The sequence below is a fragment of the Microcoleus sp. B4-C1 genome, from assembly GCF_036705285.1.
GTDB lineage: Bacteria > Cyanobacteriota > Cyanobacteriia > Cyanobacteriales > Microcoleaceae > Microcoleus.
The window spans coordinates 12,752-29,923 of sequence record NZ_JAUBUC010000041.1; the positions used below are offsets into that span (position 1 = coordinate 12,752).

16 protein-coding genes are annotated in these 17,172 nt (G+C 44.5%); 6 read left to right on the forward strand and 10 right to left on the reverse strand.

Features of this window, described 5'->3' with window-relative positions; translation table 11 throughout:
• Positions 1 to 39 precede the first annotated feature (39 nt).
• Together QUB26_RS17385 and trpE are read left to right on the forward strand one after the other, a co-directional pair.
• Positions 40 to 900 carry a GNAT family N-acetyltransferase gene (locus tag QUB26_RS17385; RefSeq protein WP_333241869.1) on the forward strand — a complete coding sequence of 287 codons (861 nt, stop codon included), beginning with the start codon at positions 40 to 42 and terminating at the stop codon, positions 898 to 900.
• 20 nt (positions 901 to 920) lie between these two features.
• The gene (gene trpE / locus QUB26_RS17390; protein WP_333241871.1) at positions 921 to 2,468 is read left to right on the forward strand and encodes an anthranilate synthase component I; all 1,548 of its coding nucleotides are present in this window, start codon (positions 921 to 923) and stop codon (positions 2,466 to 2,468) included.
• Positions 2,469 to 2,550: 82 nt separating this feature from the next.
• Here the strand turns inward: trpE and QUB26_RS17395 are convergent, their stop codons facing one another.
• On the reverse strand, positions 2,551 to 3,105 hold the full coding sequence (locus QUB26_RS17395) for a Uma2 family endonuclease (protein WP_333241873.1): 555 nt from the start codon (positions 3,103 to 3,105) through the stop codon (positions 2,551 to 2,553).
• A 92-nt stretch (positions 3,106 to 3,197) separates the two neighbouring features.
• On the opposite strand from QUB26_RS17395, the gene QUB26_RS17400 reads away from it, so the two are divergent.
• Complete coding sequence (locus QUB26_RS17400) at positions 3,198 to 4,082, forward strand: PhzF family phenazine biosynthesis protein (RefSeq protein ID WP_333241874.1); 885 nt, start codon at positions 3,198 to 3,200, stop codon at positions 4,080 to 4,082.
• Positions 4,083 to 4,111: 29 nt separating this feature from the next.
• Positions 4,112 to 4,237, forward strand: coding sequence for a hypothetical protein (locus tag QUB26_RS17405; protein WP_333241876.1), 126 nt, complete (start codon positions 4,112 to 4,114; stop codon positions 4,235 to 4,237).
• A 17-nt stretch (positions 4,238 to 4,254) separates the two neighbouring features.
• Here QUB26_RS17405 and QUB26_RS17410 read toward each other — a convergent pair whose 3' ends face one another.
• The 4 genes from QUB26_RS17410 to petH all read right to left on the reverse strand — a co-directional run bounded on the left by QUB26_RS17410 (position 4,255) and on the right by petH (position 8,994).
• Positions 4,255 to 5,106 carry a hypothetical protein gene (locus QUB26_RS17410; RefSeq protein ID WP_333318986.1) on the reverse strand — a complete coding sequence of 284 codons (852 nt, stop codon included), beginning with the start codon at positions 5,104 to 5,106 and terminating at the stop codon, positions 4,255 to 4,257.
• A gap of 370 nt (positions 5,107 to 5,476) precedes the next feature.
• Positions 5,477 to 6,793, reverse strand: a complete 1,317-nt coding sequence (locus QUB26_RS17415; protein ID WP_333318988.1) for a homoserine dehydrogenase — start codon at positions 6,791 to 6,793, stop codon at positions 5,477 to 5,479.
• Between the two features lie 136 nt (positions 6,794 to 6,929).
• Positions 6,930 to 7,664: a Uma2 family endonuclease gene (locus QUB26_RS17420; protein WP_333318990.1), complete on the reverse strand. Its 735-nt coding sequence runs from the start codon at positions 7,662 to 7,664 to the stop codon at positions 6,930 to 6,932.
• Between the two features lie 124 nt (positions 7,665 to 7,788).
• Positions 7,789 to 8,994, reverse strand: a complete 1,206-nt coding sequence (petH, locus tag QUB26_RS17425) for a ferredoxin--NADP reductase (protein ID WP_333241884.1) — start codon at positions 8,992 to 8,994, stop codon at positions 7,789 to 7,791.
• Positions 8,995 to 9,858: 864 nt separating this feature from the next.
• On the opposite strand from petH, the gene QUB26_RS17430 reads away from it, so the two are divergent.
• A complete protein-coding gene (locus tag QUB26_RS17430) occupies positions 9,859 to 10,863 on the forward strand; it encodes a phosphoribulokinase (RefSeq protein ID WP_333056675.1) in 1,005 nt (334 codons plus the stop codon).
• A 91-nt stretch (positions 10,864 to 10,954) separates the two neighbouring features.
• Here QUB26_RS17430 and QUB26_RS17435 read toward each other — a convergent pair whose 3' ends face one another.
• The 4 genes from QUB26_RS17435 to QUB26_RS17450 form a co-directional block, all read right to left on the reverse strand.
• Positions 10,955 to 12,145: a 5-methylcytosine restriction system specificity protein McrC gene (locus QUB26_RS17435; protein ID WP_333318993.1), complete on the reverse strand. Its 1,191-nt coding sequence runs from the start codon at positions 12,143 to 12,145 to the stop codon at positions 10,955 to 10,957.
• 47 nt (positions 12,146 to 12,192) lie between these two features.
• Positions 12,193 to 13,839, reverse strand: a complete 1,647-nt coding sequence (locus tag QUB26_RS17440; RefSeq protein ID WP_333318995.1) for an AAA family ATPase — start codon at positions 13,837 to 13,839, stop codon at positions 12,193 to 12,195.
• 198 nt (positions 13,840 to 14,037) lie between these two features.
• Entirely contained in the window at positions 14,038 to 14,439 is a 402-nt protein-coding gene (locus tag QUB26_RS17445) for a type II toxin-antitoxin system VapC family toxin (RefSeq protein ID WP_265233520.1), read from the reverse strand.
• The gene (locus QUB26_RS17450) at positions 14,439 to 14,816 is read right to left on the reverse strand and encodes a hypothetical protein (RefSeq protein WP_333318997.1); all 378 of its coding nucleotides are present in this window, start codon (positions 14,814 to 14,816) and stop codon (positions 14,439 to 14,441) included. Before QUB26_RS17450 ends, QUB26_RS17445 begins: the two co-directional genes overlap by 1 nt.
• A gap of 58 nt (positions 14,817 to 14,874) precedes the next feature.
• Between QUB26_RS17450 and QUB26_RS17455 the strand changes: the two genes are divergently transcribed.
• The gene (locus QUB26_RS17455; RefSeq protein ID WP_333318999.1) at positions 14,875 to 16,527 is read left to right on the forward strand and encodes an FAD-dependent oxidoreductase; all 1,653 of its coding nucleotides are present in this window, start codon (positions 14,875 to 14,877) and stop codon (positions 16,525 to 16,527) included.
• A gap of 252 nt (positions 16,528 to 16,779) precedes the next feature.
• Here the strand turns inward: QUB26_RS17455 and QUB26_RS17460 are convergent, their stop codons facing one another.
• Positions 16,780 to 17,142, reverse strand: a complete 363-nt coding sequence (locus tag QUB26_RS17460; RefSeq protein WP_333068154.1) for a hypothetical protein — start codon at positions 17,140 to 17,142, stop codon at positions 16,780 to 16,782.
• Positions 17,143 to 17,172: the final 30 nt, after the last annotated feature.

Sequence of the window (17,172 nt, forward strand, 5' to 3'; positions counted from 1 at the left end):
GCGATTAAAATTTAATAAAAATTAATAATTACATTAACCATGAATCTGGTAATCAGGCGAGCAACTCATCAGGATATCGATGTTTGCGCCCGCATTAATTATGAAGCTTTTAAATGTATTTCCGATCGCCATCAATTCCCTACAGATTTTCCGACGCTGGAGTTTTCAACTGAAATTATTGGTCTTCGGATCGAAAGTCCGTTGTTTTTTGGCATAGTAGCCGAGAGTGAGGGTGCGGTTGTCGGCTGCGGGTTTATGGACGAACGCAACCCGATTCGCGGTATCGGGCCCGTCAGTGTCGATCGAACTTTTCAAGGCCGCGGCGCGGGACGGGAAATCATGAAAGCTTTGCTGGAACGGGGACAGGACGCTGTGGGTATCCGTTTGGTTCAGGAATCTTTTAATATGGCGTCGCTGTCGCTGTACGCTTCTTTGGGTTTTGAGGTAAAGGAACCTTTCGTGTTAATGGAAGGGAAGTTTCGCAGCCAGCCTCCGCATGGATTTGAGGTGCGACCGCTGGCTAGTGAGGATGTTGGTGAATGTGCGGCTTTGTGCAAGAAATTATACAGGTGCGATCGAACTTCGGAGATTGAATACGCCCTGAATGACTTTTCTCCCTTCGTTGCTTGTCAACAAGGTCGGATTGTGGCTTATACTTGTGCGGTGTCGGCTTTGGGGCACAGCGTCGCGGAAACTGAGGCGGATATGCAGGCTTTGCTGTTGGGGGCGGTTGCGTACAGTTCCGAAGCACAGGTTTCTTTCCACTTGCCGATGCGTTACGCAAGTTTGTTTCGCTGGTGCTTGCAAGAGGGGCTGCGCGCCCTCAAGCCGATGGCGGTGATGGCGGTTGGCGAGTATCAGTCGCCGGAGGGATGTTGCTTTCCGTCTTTTGTTTATTGATTGTATAGCGAAGTTAGTATATGATATTCCCCGATTTCTCACAATTTTCGGAACTGGCGAAACAAGGCAATTTTGTACCCGTGTATCAAGAATGGGTTGCTGATTTGGATACGCCGGTGTCTGCGTGGTATCGGGTTTGTGCGGGTCAACCTTACAGTTTTCTGCTGGAGTCGGTGGAAGGTGGGGAAAAACTTGGGCGTTATAGTTTCTTAGGGTGCGATCCGTTGTGGATTTTGGAGGCAAAGGGATCTCGCACAACTCAAGTTTACCGTGACGGTTCCGAAAAAGTATTTACGGGCGATCCGTTTGTAGCTTTAACTGAATGTTTGGAGTCTTATCAACCGGTCAAATTGCCACAGTTACCGCCGGGAATTGGCGGGTTATTCGGTTTTTGGGGTTACGAGTTAATTAAGTGGATAGAACCGCGAGTTCCCGTGCATCCAGCCAGCGAGAATGATTTGCCGGATGGATTGTGGATGCAGGTTGATAATTTGCTGATTTTCGACCAGGTGAAGCGGAAAATTTGGGTCGTCGCCTATGCGGATTTGCGGGAGGTTGGGGTTGATTTGGCCGATGCTTATCAGCAAGCGTGCGATCGCGTTGGTAAGTTAGTTCAGAAGCTGCAATCGCCGCTTTCCCGGCAATCTACTCTGATAGAATGGACACCTCCCAATAACGGGCAAGATGCCCGTTCCACAACCGGAAATACAGAATTGGCTTACACTAGCAATATTACCCGTGAAAAGTATTGTGCCAATGTCTTAAAGGCTAAGGACTATATAAAAGCCGGAGATATTTTTCAAGTAGTTATTTCGCAGCGACTAGAGGCTGAATACAGTGGCGATTCTTTTGCACTTTACCGCTCTTTGCGTCTGATTAATCCTTCTCCGTACATGGCTTATTTTCATTTCGGAGATTGGCAGATTATCGGTTCGAGTCCCGAAATCATGGTGAAGGCAGAAAACACTGCTGATGGCAAAAAAATAGCAACTTTGCGACCAATCGCCGGCACTCGCCGCCGGGGTAAAACTCCTCAAGAAGATGATGCTTTGGCTGCTGAATTGCTGCAAGATCCGAAGGAAATTGCGGAACACGTCATGTTAGTTGATTTGGGCAGGAACGATTTAGGAAGAGTTTGCCGAAACGGTACTGTAAAAGTTGACGAATTAATGGAAATTGAGCGTTATTCTCACGTCATGCACATTGTGAGCAATGTGGTGGGAGAATTGGCCCAGGATAAGACAGCTTGGGATTTGTTGAAAGCTGGTTTTCCTGCGGGTACGGTTAGCGGTGCTCCGAAGATTCGGGCGATGGAGATTGTGCACGAGTTGGAAGGTTGTCGCCGGGGGCCGTATTCTGGGGTTTACGGGTATTATGATTTTGAGGGGCAATTGAATAGTGCGATCGCGATTCGGACTATGGTTGTTCGTTCTTTAGGTGGTGACAAACATTCGGTTTCTGTGCAAGCAGGTGCTGGTTTGGTAGCCGATTCTAACCCGGATATGGAGTACGAAGAAACGCTCAATAAAGCCAGGGGAATGTTGGAAGCAATTCGCTGTTTGAAATAGTGAGGCGGAGCCTCTGGATCTGTGTTACCAGGCAGAGCCTGGTAACAAGAAAATCCGGTTTCTTTGCGTAAGTCCTATTTACCTAAGCCCCTAATATTCGAGCGACCGAAACTGCAACATCAGGAAATGCCAGCGGATTAATATTACCCTGAGTCAGAGTTTCTCTCGATTGATATCCTTCATTGGTAGGCTCTCGAAATACTATTAATTCCCTAGTTCGCAAATTGACAACCCAATACTCAGAAATGCCGGCTTCCGCATAAATCTTGCTCTTGATTCCCAAGTCTTTGCTCAGAGTATGATCCGAGTATTCTATCAGCCAAAAGATGTTTTCTGGATAGGGATGATGTTCTCGGTAATCTTGTCCCAAACGTTGAATTACAGCGATATCGGGTTGTGGCTCGGAGTTGCTTGGCGGCAAGATAATCGGTTTACCTTGGCGGATTTTAGCCCGATCACCCAGCAAATAAATGAGGTACTCTCCAGCCTCATCGCTAGAGTAAGCATGAGATTCTCCTTCGGGAGCCATTTCGATTATTTCTCCACCTATTAATTCAACGTTTCGCCCTTCCAGAATGCCGGCTGCAATGATGCGGTGGTAGTCTGCAACCGTCCATTTTACAGTCGTGACGCTCACGGCGATTACTCCTATGTTTTTATTGTTATTTTAACGGCTGTCTTGCCCTGGATGTAAAATATCAGTTATCGACTTTTACCAAAGGCATAATTATGAATTTTTATATAGTTGACGTGTTTGCGGAGTCAAAATATGCTGGCAATCAACTAGCTGTATTTTGCGGTGCAGGAGTTGCTGAACTATCTGAGGCCCAAATGCTGCTGATAGCGAGGGAAATCAATTATTCAGAAACTACGTTTATTCGATCGCCCGATCCGCGAGATGGCGGCTATGACGTGCGGATATTCACGCCCAAGAAGGAATTGCCCTTTGCCGGTCATCCGACTTTGGGCACTGCGTTTGTGTTGCAGCAAGAGATTATTCGCGAAAAGGTCGATCGAGTAATTCTCAATCTAGCCGTCGGTCAAATTCCAGTTACTTTTAATTATCACAATGAATCGGCAGCTATTTTGTGGATGCGACAAAACCCGCCTAGTTTTGGTCAAGTTTTATCAGCCGAAAGTCTGGCAAATGTCTTGAATTTAGAACCCGATGAAATTGATTCCAACTTCCCAATTCAAGAAGTTTCGACCGGAGTGCCGTTTATAATTGTCCCATTAAAAACTCTCGCTTCGCTCAAAAAAGCTCAGGTCAACTTAGATAAATATTTTGAGCTAGTTGATACAAGGTCAGCGAAAGAAATTTTGATATTTTGCCCAGAAACTTACAGCGACGTTAATGATTTAAACGTGCGAGTTTTTGCCCATTCATTAGGAATTCCAGAAGATCCGGCGACTGGCAGCGCTAACGGCTGTTTGGCTGGATATTTGGTAGAATACGCTTATTATGGGTCAGCAAAGATTGATGTCAGAGTTGAGCAGGGTTATGAAATCGATCGACCTTCTTTGCTGTTGTTACAAGCAGCCCAAAATGAAGGGGAAATAGCAGTTTTGGTTGGTGGTAAGGTGGTGATGGTTGCTAAGGGAGAATTTGTGTAGAATATTTAAGAGAGAATTATTAACCGCAGATGCAGGCAGCTAGATTTAGATGCTTGTTTGGCGATCGAGATGTTACAATTTTGCTAATAGCGATCGCAGCACTTTGTCTGCTTCTCGCCGTCGCAGCGCGGGAAAATCAGCCATCTGCGGCCTGAAGCCATTCTGTCTGAGTTTAAACAAAGCGCTTTTTTCGGAAAACTTGCAATTGAGTGCGATCGATCTCAACGACTACTGGCCGTCGCTTGTTGAGGACGATCGCATTGTGTCTGTTTAGCAAAAGCAACTGAGCCAATATTGCCACAATCGCGCGTCTTTTGAGAAACTTGCCTTCAAAACGCGCCATTCGGACGATCGCCTCTTCGATTTTATAACAACAGTTGTTGCCTTTCGGGGAAATCACAAAAATCGTTCCCGGTATGTAATCACCTTCATTTGCCCAGAAAGCATACCTTTCGCCTAAAGTAAAGTAGTGAAAAACATTGTTAGCGGTGGAAGTTTTAGCTAACTTTTCCGAAACGCCCAAAGAATTAAAAACTACAGTGGATCTAATATAATCCGGGTATTTTGCTGCTATTTGCTGAGCAACTTTGCCCCCCAAACTTTCTCCGATGACATCTGGCGGATTTCCCCTGTAAAATTGCTGCTTGATCCAATCAATCGCACCCACTGTTTGCGCCGATTTTAACTGGCGTTCTAGTTTTGCCATAAATACATCGGGCGAATCTTCCAAAACGCGATCGAAAGGATACCAAGAACCGTATCCGCGAATCACTAAAACAGGTGGATGATTGCCAGAAATGGGGAAGCGACTTTCAGCATAAAAACCAGTGCGAGAGTCTTCAAACACTTTTTCTATGATATAATTTCCATCAATAACTTGCCCTTCTTCGTGCCGAATGTAAATTGAAGGATTATTGGGTTTAAAAGTATCGTGCAGTTGGGGTTTGGCAAACTTTTCATACAGGGAATCTAGCAAATGCCTTCCCGTTTGGCGATCGACAAAATCTGATTTTGTTATTTTCATCCCAAATCTCATTTCTAACTGATTGTGGGGGGAAAACCCGGTATTTTTGCAAAATACCTTTACCCAGATTTGGTAGGGGCGGGTTCACCAACCATATCTAGCGATTACGGACAATCTAGATAAACCCGCCCGCCACCACCGATAACCTACGTCAACCCGAAATTTGCATTGCATAGGAAAATGTACATGATGGTTTATGGTTCGGTTCGGGCGGGTTTTCGAGATTGTTTATTTCAGGCAATTATTGTTTGTGAACCCGCCCCTACAAGCACCCGGTAGATTCTGATTTACCGTTGGGCGAGGGCGGGTTTTAGAGATTGTCAATTATTGGCAAATATTGTAGGTAAAACCCGCCCCTACCAAATCACTTTTACAAAACTCGCAACGTGCTAGCAATACTATCGACTGCTTCCATCGCGCGAATTTCATCGAGTGCTTGTTGAAAATTACCTTCCGTAACATCGTGAGTCACGACGACAATTTCTGCTAAATCGCCGTGAATTCCCGTCTGCACAACTGATTCCAAACTAACTTTGTGGTTGCCGAAACAAGTGCCGAGTTTGCCAATTACCCCCGGAGTATCGCGCGTCAGAAAACGGGCGTAAAAGCGAGTAACAAGTTCCTGCATCGGAGCAATTTTGCAGTAGTGTTGGTGACTGCAACTCAGCAAAGGATGGGGAATCGGAACAGTTTCGGTTTTCAGGATGGCCGCGACATTCATGATGTCGGATACTACGGCGCTAGCTGTTGGGCCTGCACCGGCGCCACGCCCGTACAGCATCAATTGCCCGATCGGCTCTCCTTCGACTAAAATGGCATTGTAAACCCCGTTAACACTCGCCAGCGGATGAGTTTTCGGCACAAAACTCGGATGCACTCGAATGGACAGCAGTTCGCTTTCTCCCTCAGCTTGCTTGCCATTGTAGCGGGAGGTTTCTTGAGCAATAGCCAACAATTTAATCACAAATCCCAGCTTGTCGGCGTAGTCAATATCAGCCGCACTAACTTTTCTGATACCTTCGCAGTGAACATCTGCTAATTTGATGCGTCCGCCAAAAGCTAGCGAGGCTAAAATAGCAATTTTATCGGCCGCATCTAATCCATCTACATCTGCTGTGGGGTCAGCTTCAGCATAACCTAATTGCTGAGCGTCGGCGAGCACTTCGGCAAAGTCTGCGCCTTCTGTTTGCATCCGCGTCAGGATGTAATTAGTTGTGCCGTTGACGATGCCGGTGACAGTTTGAATGCGGTTTGCACCTAAAGATTGTTTGAGGCTTTGAATGACCGGAATGCCGCCGCCGACAGCAGCTTCTAGCATTACGTAAACGCCTTTTTTGTTGGCGGCCTCGAAGATTTCATTACCGTAGCGGGCGATAACTGCTTTGTTGGCAGTGACGACGTGCTTGCCGCTGGCAATAGCCTGTAAAATGAGCGATCGCGCCGGTTCCAATCCGCCAATCAGTTCTACTACAATATCAATTTCCGGGTCAGTTGCGATCGCTTCTAGGTCAGTTGTCAGCACATTTTCTGGCAATTGTAAAGACCGAGTTCGAGAAATATCGCGCACTCCCACCCGATAAATTTCCAATTCCTGCAACAGCGGATGGCGGCCATCTGGGGAGAGCAAAATCTCTGCTGTTCCCGCGCCAACTGTACCCAAACCTAACAAACCAATTTTGAAAGCCACGACTTTGACCCGTTGAAACTCACTTCATCTAGAATCATTGTATGATAACCGCGGCTTCACTGAATACCCAGAGACCCGACTTCTTAAAAAAGTCCGGGATCTACATGACTAATTAATCCAGATTTTACATGGCAATTTAAAGTTCTGTATCCATCTCTATCCCCATTTCTCGCAGCCGCTGCGCCAATCTTTCGGCCCGCTGGCGTTCTGCATTAACTTGCTGTTCTAGCTGCCGATTTTGCTGTTCTAGCTGCTGTCGCTGCGCTTGTTCTTCTCGAATTAAATCTTCTACTAGGGGCGGACATAGCACTTGATTCACCGATAAAATAAATTCAGCGAACTGTACAGACTGAACTTGCTGTTCCGGCAAAAATTCCTGGTGAGAGTAACTGCCTTCATTTTCTGGACGGCTACACACTCGTATTTTTAGTAAATTGGGGTCTACAATCCAATATTCAGGGATATCAATTAAGTCATATTCTGCGCGTTTACGGATGTAGTCGTCCCGCCAATTTTGACTGGTAACTTCTATAACTAACAGCGGTTTTTCTTCAAAGTCCAAGACTGCGGAACCAGGTTGTGCACAGACTTGTTCCCAAAGACTCTGAGTGCAAATCACAACATCAGGAACGCGTGCAGAGTTTTCCTCGGTGCGGACTGCGGTAGTGACAACTGCAACTAGCGGGAGGTTGTGTGCTGCAAAGAAGCGCCGGAACTGATAAACTAAAAATTCACAAATTTTGATATGTATAGCTGTCGGTGTTGGCATTTCAATGATATGTCCCCGATATAATTCATAACAAACACCTGATTCTCCCTGGTAGTCCAGATACTCTTTAAAGGTCAGTTTTTGGGTAGAAATTAGGGTCATGTCAGCGATCTCCCTTTCTCGGTGAGCTTATTTCATATTTTACACTACTGTTTAAAACAACTGTTTAAAAAAATGTAGGGCGAGCCAAGCCCACCCTACAAATCAGATTAAATCAGGTAACACATTAATAAGTTTCAACGTGCCAACGGTGCTCTTTCTTCAACTGTTTCTGATAGGCAGCCCAGTCAACGTCGTACTTACCAGCCGCAGCCGACATTCCCTCATCAATTCCACCTTCCATACCCTTCAAGCCGCAGATATAAGTGTGAGTATTCGGCTTTTGAACCAATTCCCACAATTGGTCTGCGTTCTCTTGAATCCGGTTTTGAATGTACATCTTGCCGCCGTCAACATTCTTTTGCTCGCGGCTGATGGCATAAGTCAAGCGGAAATTATCGGGGAACTCGCGCTGCAATTGCTCCAACTCTTCCTTATAAAGAATGTTGGGAGTGTAAGCAACTCCAAAGAACAACCAAGCTAAACCTCTGAATTTGTAATCGGGATTGTTTTCTTTAAACATCCGCCACAAATAAGCCCGGAAAGGAGCAATACCCGTACCGGTACCCATCATAATAATGGTGGCTTCCTCGTCGTCGGGCAACAGCATTTCCTTGCCTACGGGGCCGGTGATTTTGACATCATCCCCAGGTTGCAAACCGGTGAGAAAAGTCGAACAAACACCAAAGACTTGTTCACCGGTCTCTGGGCTTTTGTACTCTAGGCGGCGCACGCACAGCGAGACTGTTTTGTCGTCGAGGTTGTCGCCGTGACGGGTGGAGGCGATCGAGTAAAGCCGAATTTTGTGAGGTTTGCCGTTTTTATCCGTGCCATCGGGAATAATCCCGATACTTTGACCTTCGAGATAGTGCAAATTGCCTCCAGAAATGTCGAAGGTGACGTGGCGGACTGTGCCGTCGCCGCCTTCTCTGACTAATTCTTCTGTAGAAATGCACTTACCAATATAGGGATTGGCCGGCTTGTAGAGGTTAACAGGAACCTGAACTTTTTCCTTGGCTTGAGTCATGGGCTTAGTTTCTTCTCCAGATTTCTGACTCTGTAGCCCTGCTTCTGGTGCGACTTTGCCATTTGTTTCGGGAGCGCTGTTTGAGGGGCGGATGCTGACAATTCTTCCACCCATGCGAGCAATCCGGCGCATTTCCTGATTCATGCGATCGTAGGGCACGGAGATAAATACGCTACCACTACGGCGAATCGGGTTACTTATTTGGTCAGTTGCTTGGCTCTGACGCATACCCTCCACTTCGTAAACAAAGATGCGGCTGCCTGATTCTGAGTTGGCCGCCACACCAGATATGCTTGGGCTGTACATTGGTTGATTTTCCTTCACGATACAGAGTTATAAAGAAAGAGAATGTGACGTTAGACTCAATTTACTTTTTTCTTAAGGCCATCGGGACTAATTGGCCTCGCCAATTTTTGGGCCCCGCCACGTCGGCGGGAAGGTTGAAGTTGCGATCGCTCGCGTATCAAATCCCTACTAGCCGAACGCCGCGCTCACCGAGCCCGCTTTGCGTTCGGCTTTTGACCTATAGCTATTGTTGTCTGCGTACTGCCAATATTTTACCCGATCGGGGGATCTGCCCCGATAAGTCGTTTTGATTGCCGATCGGTGATGGAGTGTGGCATCGGGCAACAAATAGCTCCTATTGACCGAAAGCAGCCAGGTACAAGATCCTGGATTTATGACTCCCAGGCTGACTGACGGGTCAATTCTACAATCTAAAATCTAAAATCTAAAATCTAAAATCTATCGACGTTGAGCTTGTAGTGGGCGATCGCATTCTGGTAAGATCAACTACTAAAGTTAGTGTTAATAGATATTAGGATCTTATGCCCCAAGCAATCCCAAATGCCTTGTGCGATGGGATAGGGAGCTGCGTAGTTCAGCCCAGGCGGGTCAATCCGCTCGAAGTAAAAAAGAAAGGGGAGGGATTCACGCCTCCCATGTCATACATAAATGACTATACTTTTACAAGCTATTAATTACTTGCCTTGAAGATTGCTTGGGTCTTCCCGGGCAGGCAATCAACTCACTGCTGTATGCTGGTGAGAACTCGATGCTATCGCGGTAGCACAGCAGCACAAAGCCTGCTTGCCGCTACCTGCGGGCTGAAATTTTGTGGAATCTAGACTTGAGTTAGTTAGTAAACAGTGATTTTGTTAGAGGGAAACTATGACAAGTAAGCCGGATCGCGTGGTTTTAATTGGCGTTGCCGGAGATTCCGGATGCGGAAAATCTACTTTTTTACGCCGATTGACAGATTTGTTCGGGGAAGATTTCGTGACTGTAATCTGCCTCGACGACTATCACAGTCTCGATCGCAAGCAGCGCAAGGAAACAGGGATTACAGCCCTTGACCCCAGAGCGAACAATTTTGACCTGATGGCCGAGCAAATGAAGGCGCTCAAAGAAGGTCATGCGATCGACAAGCCGATCTACAACCACGAAACCGGTATGATCGACCCGCCCGAAAGGGTAGAGCCGAATCACGTGATTGTGATTGAGGGGCTGCATCCCCTGTACGACGAGCGAGTTCGATCGCTCCTCGACTTCAGCGTCTACCTCGACATCAGCGACGAGGTAAAAATTGCTTGGAAAATCCAGCGCGACATGGCGGAACGGGGCCACCGTTACGAAGACGTGCTGTTTGCGATCAATGCTCGCAAACCGGATTTTACCGCCTACATCGACCCGCAAAAGCAATATGCTGATGTGGTAATTCAAGTGTTGCCGACCAACTTGATCAAAGATGACAAAGAGCGGAAGGTTCTGCGCGTGCAGATGATCCAGCGCGAAGGCATCGCCAATTTTGAGCCTGCGTATTTGTTTGACGAAGGTTCAACAATTAACTGGGTTCCTTGCGGCCGCAAGCTGACTTGTTCCTATCCCGGAATTAAGATGTACTACGGGCCTGACGCTTTCTACGGTCACGAAGTCTCGATTTTGGAAGTAGATGGTCAATTCGAGAATCTCGAAGAAGTTATTTACATCGAAAGCCATTTGAGCAAGACTTCGGCGAAGTATGAAGGCGAGTTAACTCACCTGTTACTTCAGCACCGCGAATATCCTGGTTCTAACAATGGAACTGGTTTGTTCCAAGTGTTAGTCGGATTGAAGATGCGGGCGACTTACGAGAAGTTGACTGCAAAAGAAGCGAAAGTGGCTATGAGTGTTTAGAACACAGACATGAAAGATTTGGGAGGCGCAATTGCGCCTCTTTTTTTGTGGAGAAATGAACCGCAGAGGGCGCAGAGGGCGCAGAGTAGAGTTAGGGGAGGGTGTTTAGAAGTAGAGAGTGTAAGAAGGTTTTTCCGGCTTCATGGAGGTCGCTATCTAGGGAAAAAGTTAGACTGCGAACTCGGATATCGTCATTTTTTATATCTAGTGGCTGTTTGAGGTTTTGCGGGTAGACGAGAATTGCATTTTGGCACTTTAACGCATTTGCGTAAGCAACTATTTGATGAATGTCATTATTGGCTACTTTATCGGGAGCTTTGTATTTTGTATCGAGGACGTATTGGACTTTTTTTGTTGCAATATCGCACAGCAGTAAGTCAATCCGATCGAAATAGTTTTGGTCATGGGTGACTCGGTGTTGTTGTTTGACAAAAAAGCCTTTTGGTGTATTTGCTTTGAGCCATTCAGCGACAAATTGTTCATATAAATTAGCCATGTCTATGAGAAAAGGGAGCATTTCGCGATCGCCAGTTTCGTGACTCGGCCCAGTGTTATCTAAAAAGAATCGACATAAGGCGTGTAAAAGTTGATAATCTTCATTCAAACGGTGATAATTTCTCTCAATACAAGCTTCTGATTTAAAATGTTTTAATGTAACAAATCCTTGGAGTGCGTGAAAGGCTTTTCGTACAGTGGATGAAACAGATTCACGGCACAAACCGCTGCGGCCAATGATGAAGAGTGTCCAAGCGAGTATTTGATTATCTTCGATGTCGCCTGTTTGTTCGCTATAGTGGCATTTTAGTTTAACATCCCAAGGTTTTTGCAGGGCTGACCGCAAATCGACGCGGCCGCGAATGTAGGCGAGTCTTTCTGTTTTGGGTAAGTAATCGCGATATAATCCTTTGCGACAGCGTTCTAGAATTTTTTGGGCAAGAATGTTAGCTAATTCCTCGTAAATTTCTTCTAAAGATTGGCACTGAATCGATCCTTGAAGAAATTTTATCTGGTAGCCATAGTCAAGCATTCCGAAGAGGTTGTTTATGGGAACCTTTGGGCGGATGGCGATGTGAAATTCTGGAGTGATGGGAATGTTGCCAACTTTGCCTTTAGATTTTAAGCGCCATTTATATTTAGTTTTAGGGTTGGGAAATTCTATATCTATTTGCTTGGCATAAGTCTGGTGTATTTTTTCTCCTACTAATTCGGGTATTGAGTCTTGTTCAAAAGTTGCTAATTGATATTCTGTAAGTTCGATAATTCGGCGGGATTCTGGTTTCATAGATGCTGTAACGCCGTGTTTTCGGTAATGAGTGTAGCGTTAGATTATCAATTGCTCAATTTATCTTTAATTTTATCCCACATAAAATCATCCATTTTTTTCTGATTATCAAAGAAGTATTCTTCGAGGTATGGCTCAATTTCCCTTTGCCAAATATCTTGGATGTCTTCAGCTAAGGTTTTTGTCAAAAAGAAGGAGATGCCTAATTCATAGTGTTTGTTGTTAATTTCTTTATTTACTTTCCTAAGAATACTAATTAATTTATCAACGGCAAAACCTGTTGCCTCTCTCTTATGATAGTTTTGCAGCAGTTCATAGTTAGGATAAAGGGGGATGAATGCGAAGCGGCGGCGGAGGGCTTGATCGACTAAGGCAATAGAACGGTCTGCGGTGTTCATTGTGCCGATAATGCGGACATTTGTAGGGACTCTAAACTTTTGACCGCTGGCTAGTGTAATAAAGCGTTTTGTGTCCTGTCGGTCATCTAGGAGATACATTAACTCGCCAAAGACTTGAGATAAATTTGCGCGATTAATTTCATCAAGAATGAGAACACAAGTGTCTTCACAGACTTCGGCTTTTTCGCAGAATTCTAGGAACCTACCGGGAACTATTGGATAAGTTAATTGCCCATCTTGACTTTGGGGACGGATGCCTTGAATAAAGTCTTCATAAGTATAAGCTGGATGAAATTGGATAATGTCTGAGAAACCGTCACCGCCACCGACTAAGTGTTGGGCGAGTTTTTCTGCTATGAAGGTTTTTCCGGTTCCGGGTGGGCCTTGGATTATGGCTTGGCCTTTGCGGTTAATGGTGTGTATCCATTGGGTTAGTTGGGTTGTTTGAAAACCAGTAATTTGAGAAATTGCTTCTAGTTGGTACACGGGATTAAATTCCTTTTCATATACTGAAAAATATTGACTTATAAGAGCAAGGGAATCATCATTATTATCCTCGCCATAAGATATTAACAATAATGGAAATAGTTTTTTAAAGGTTTGTGCTATTTTGTGAATTAACTGTTTAGCAGAATATCCTAATAAATCTTCGGATTTATTAAGTGATAGGGCTACGAGAATATTATCATAAGAAACCATTCCAGATTCAATAGAATCGATAGTAATCTCTTTCAAGATACTTTCTAATAGTTCATAAATAGATTTCTCAGGTTTCATTGTGCGCTCAAACTCCTCCCAACCATTATAATAATAAGCTTCCCCGCCATATTTTAAACGACACTGATGCCTATTGGGAAGGTTATAACGTTTAAAATAATTGAGGAAATCAACATCACTTTTATAAGTATGGTAATTTTCTACCACACTAGCAAAATATTTATCTGCTGCCCAAAAGCCAAAAATTAATCGGGATTCTTGAAGTAGTAATATTAACTTAGAACTGTTATCGCTATCGTTGAAACACAAAGTTAAACCGTAAGCTGGTGCTATCTCATATTTTGTTTCAATGTCAAAAGCCCATATCTCATCCTTGATATTTAGATGTTTTGTCATACAATCAGGCAACTGCTCTTCTACCTGGCTTAAAATATACTTTAATGGCTCTTCTACATATTTTAAGCAATCTTTTTTGTGTGCCATGTAAAAATCTGGGACTTGGCCTGCATAAAATTGTGCCAATAGGTTAAATGTGTTCTCTGAAAAAGGACATTCAGGATGTACAAAAACTTTTTCCATTTTTTCTGTATGTTTAAGGTGACTCAATTGTTGTTCTTAAATTATTGTAGCCGATCGCCCTTCCCGACACCAGATATCTGAGATGCGATCGCACCCCCCATCCTTACCCACATCAATAGCCCTCCCAAACCAGTAACACAGGCAAAACCGCTAACAACACTTCCCGGAAAATTTAAACTTGCGCCGAGTGACTCAGATTTACCAAATTGTGTCTATACTAGATAATTGAATCCGGCGATCGCGACTAATAACGGGTACATTAAGATACAAAGCAGTAGCAGCAATAATGCGATCTGGTAAATCGGGAATTTGCGATCGGTCAACTTGCCTTAAAGTCAAAGCTATATTGCGATCGAAAGGAATTTCAACCAATAAGGCATCATCGCTCTCAACTTCTCTCAATAATAGATCGAGAGTAGTTGAATTAATCCGCCCTCTCTCGCTCAGATAGACAATTTCTGCTAATGTAATTGATGAAAAAGCCACCTGATTTCCCTCGGCAGCTATCTCTTCTATTGTCGTTCTAGCAGTCACCGAAAGTCGCGAATCGGCAAAGATATACCAGATCACAGCATGAGTATCAGCTACCGCACGCAGCATTAGAAATCCTCCCTTGGGAAATTCGCCCATTCTTCGCTGCGAACTTCATCTATATCAGCGACAGAGGGTGCAATTCCCAAGTCAGCACATAAACCCCACAATGATTTGCGGGGAGCGGGCCGAACAACTAATTCTCGTTCTATTTCAGGAACTATCCACTTAATCAATCGTAACTTTTCGGCTAGAGACAAGTGCTTAACAAGATTTAAAACCGCCTCAAAAGTCATGTTTTTTATGTTTAAATTGGTGATTGATGTAATTGTAGCATTTGGGCTGCCAAGGACAGCATCAGCAGGTTTGGGTTGAGAAGATTCGTTTACCACGGTTCCCGGAAAATTTAAACTTGTGTCGAAACTATCTAAACGTGCTATATTCAACTCCGTAAACCCTGAACTGCGCTTTCAGGTAATGCAAATTTACAAACGAGTCAACTGAATGCTCCCTACTTTCAAGAAATTAGCTTCAATTGCAATCATCTTTGCCGCCCTAAAACTTTTACTGAACTATCCGCCTTTCAGAGAAATAGAAAATTATATAGCAAATAGAGACCCAGCAAGTGCTACATTAGACGCTGGAACTCTACAGCAAAAACCCAGCACCCCGCCTCCGGTAGTTCCCAAAAAATCACCGGAGCAAAAGTTTGATGTAGTAGTATATGGTGATGAAGTACCGGGGATATGTGCGGCGATATGGGCTAAGAAAACTTTAGGCGCAAAGGGCAAAGTTGCGATCGTGCGATCGAACTACGGAAGAGCTCCTTTGGGCGGCTTACTCACCCGCGGCGGTTTAGCTTACATCGATTTAGATAAAATCCCCAATTGGCGCCGCCAACCCTACGCCCAATGTTTTAAAGAATTCTTAGATAAAGCGAATGCGCGGGAATCTTGCTTAGACCCAAAAAGGGCAGATCAAGCTCTCAGACAAATGCTTTCAGCAGCAAAAGTCAGAGTTATTTCCAACTCAACTCTTACTCCCCACGTCGTAGATAAAAAAATCGAATATGCCGAAGTAAAAGGCAGCACCTTAAGAATTAAAGCCAACTCTTTTATTGACGTAACTCAAGACGCGGAATTAGCCAGAAAAGCCGGATTATCTTATTATACAGGATATCAATCTCAAAATATAAAATCCAAAAATGAAACTTTAGCAGTCTCTGTAGTTCCGACAATTACAGGTATAACGATGTCGGAATTCAGAAAAATAGAAGATGAAATTCTCTACAACAAACCTTTGGTAAAAAAAATCAAAGAAAGCATTACAAAATCTAAAGATCCGGCTAGTACAAAATTCTGGATGAGGAATTTCTGGAGTACGATTTATCAGCCATATACAGACGGCTACGACATCAGAAGTGTAGCCATAGGAGCAGCGTATCACATAGATAGAAATCTGCCCTTTAGTCAAAATAAAGGATTCTTTTTTGATAAAGGCAATGTCTGCGTTTATAACAAAAATGTGCTGTCCTGGAACGGGTTTCTGTTTAAATACCAAGTTGACGAAATCATGAAGATGGAAGCTAACGGCAGAAAACCGACTCCTGAGATGATTAAAGAAATGTCACATCTCCAACACTGGCTACAAAAGAAGTCTGGTAAAGATGTCAGAGTATTTATTCCAGACGAGATTTATATCAGGCAAAGTTTGAACGTTCGCGATGTGGTAGATCCGCTGACGGGGCAGGAGATTATCAAAGGGGGAACAGCAGCGTCCAAGTCGATCGGCAGTTTTTCCTACGATTTCGATATGCGGGGCGGAGTCAAGCATTTATCTACGAGAATTCCGCTGCTGCCAGTGTATAATTTCGGCATAGAAAGCGCTTTGGCTAGCAAAGTAAATAATTTAGCCATTGTCGGGCGATCGTCCGGTTATGTCGGTATGGCTGTATCCGTCGGGCGAATCGCGACGGTGAATATTTATCAAGGACAAGGTGTGGGCGTGGCGGCTGGTTTGGCTAGCAAGTTCGGCGTGCCGCTGAATTCGATTACTTCGGCTGAAACGAAAAAAACTCTGGAAACTTTAACGGGGAAAAAGACGTATTTGTCGGGGAGAGATACGAGTTATGGGGTGGATTATAAGGAGGTGAAATAATCGAGATATAGCTGTCGCCCGTGTTGCTATACGATGTTAAACCCGCCTACAAACTATAAACTTTTGTTTGAGTTGGAAAACAAAAAACGCAATTCCTGGAGTTTGATAGCTGTTATTCATTGCGATCCTTAATTATTGCAATTTGTTTTACCAGTAGGACTAAGGCAGAAAGAAAACCGGTTTCTCTGCAAAATCGTGGCTTTCTCAGAGAAAAGGCGGGTTGTGGAGTAGGGATTTCTGTCCAATAAGATATTAAAAGGATTTTACCACTGAAGATGTCGAAACCTCTTCAATTCCTTCCCACATTTGAGCAACCGAAATGGTTTGCCCAGTCATGGCTTCGTGCCAAGCTTGCCGAAAATCTTGTAGAAGCGCTGCTTTAGATTGGCCCTCTCCGTCAATTTCTGAGGGTTCTGGAATACTAAAAGAATTAGCAGGAGGCATCTCTTGGATTTCTGCTGAGAAAACCTCTGGCAGATTATTTTGCGAAATGATTACCCCCTGACGTTGCTTTTGGCTTAGAAACTCTATAAAACTCGCAACTAATGCCAGATGTTCTGGAGAGAGTCGATCGAGCCATCGATCGATTTGATGTCGAAGTGCTGCTACATTCATAATGCCATCAAACCTTTTAATTTTACCTTC

What these genes read in the sequence shown, in the direction of transcription:
- QUB26_RS17385 (WP_333241869.1), top strand. Translation starts at nt 40, where the DNA reads ATGAATCTGGTAATCAGGCGAGCAACTCATCAGGATATCGATGTTTGC.
- trpE (WP_333241871.1), top strand. Translation starts at nt 921, where the DNA reads ATGATATTCCCCGATTTCTCACAATTTTCGGAACTGGCGAAACAAGGC.
- QUB26_RS17400 (WP_333241874.1), top strand. Translation starts at nt 3,198, where the DNA reads ATGAATTTTTATATAGTTGACGTGTTTGCGGAGTCAAAATATGCTGGC.
- QUB26_RS17405 (WP_333241876.1), top strand. Translation starts at nt 4,112, where the DNA reads ATGCAGGCAGCTAGATTTAGATGCTTGTTTGGCGATCGAGATGTTACA.
- QUB26_RS17410 (WP_333318986.1), bottom strand. Translation starts at nt 5,106, where the DNA reads ATGAAAATAACAAAATCAGATTTTGTCGATCGCCAAACGGGAAGGCAT.
- QUB26_RS17420 (WP_333318990.1), bottom strand. Translation starts at nt 7,664, where the DNA reads ATGACCCTAATTTCTACCCAAAAACTGACCTTTAAAGAGTATCTGGAC.
- petH (WP_333241884.1), bottom strand. Translation starts at nt 8,994, where the DNA reads ATGTACAGCCCAAGCATATCTGGTGTGGCGGCCAACTCAGAATCAGGC.
- QUB26_RS17430 (WP_333056675.1), top strand. Translation starts at nt 9,859, where the DNA reads ATGACAAGTAAGCCGGATCGCGTGGTTTTAATTGGCGTTGCCGGAGAT.
- QUB26_RS17435 (WP_333318993.1), bottom strand. Translation starts at nt 12,145, where the DNA reads ATGAAACCAGAATCCCGCCGAATTATCGAACTTACAGAATATCAATTA.
- QUB26_RS17440 (WP_333318995.1), bottom strand. Translation starts at nt 13,839, where the DNA reads ATGGAAAAAGTTTTTGTACATCCTGAATGTCCTTTTTCAGAGAACACA.
- QUB26_RS17445 (WP_265233520.1), bottom strand. Translation starts at nt 14,439, where the DNA reads ATGCTGCGTGCGGTAGCTGATACTCATGCTGTGATCTGGTATATCTTT.
- QUB26_RS17455 (WP_333318999.1), top strand. Translation starts at nt 14,875, where the DNA reads ATGCTCCCTACTTTCAAGAAATTAGCTTCAATTGCAATCATCTTTGCC.
- QUB26_RS17460 (WP_333068154.1), bottom strand. Translation starts at nt 17,142, where the DNA reads ATGAATGTAGCAGCACTTCGACATCAAATCGATCGATGGCTCGATCGA.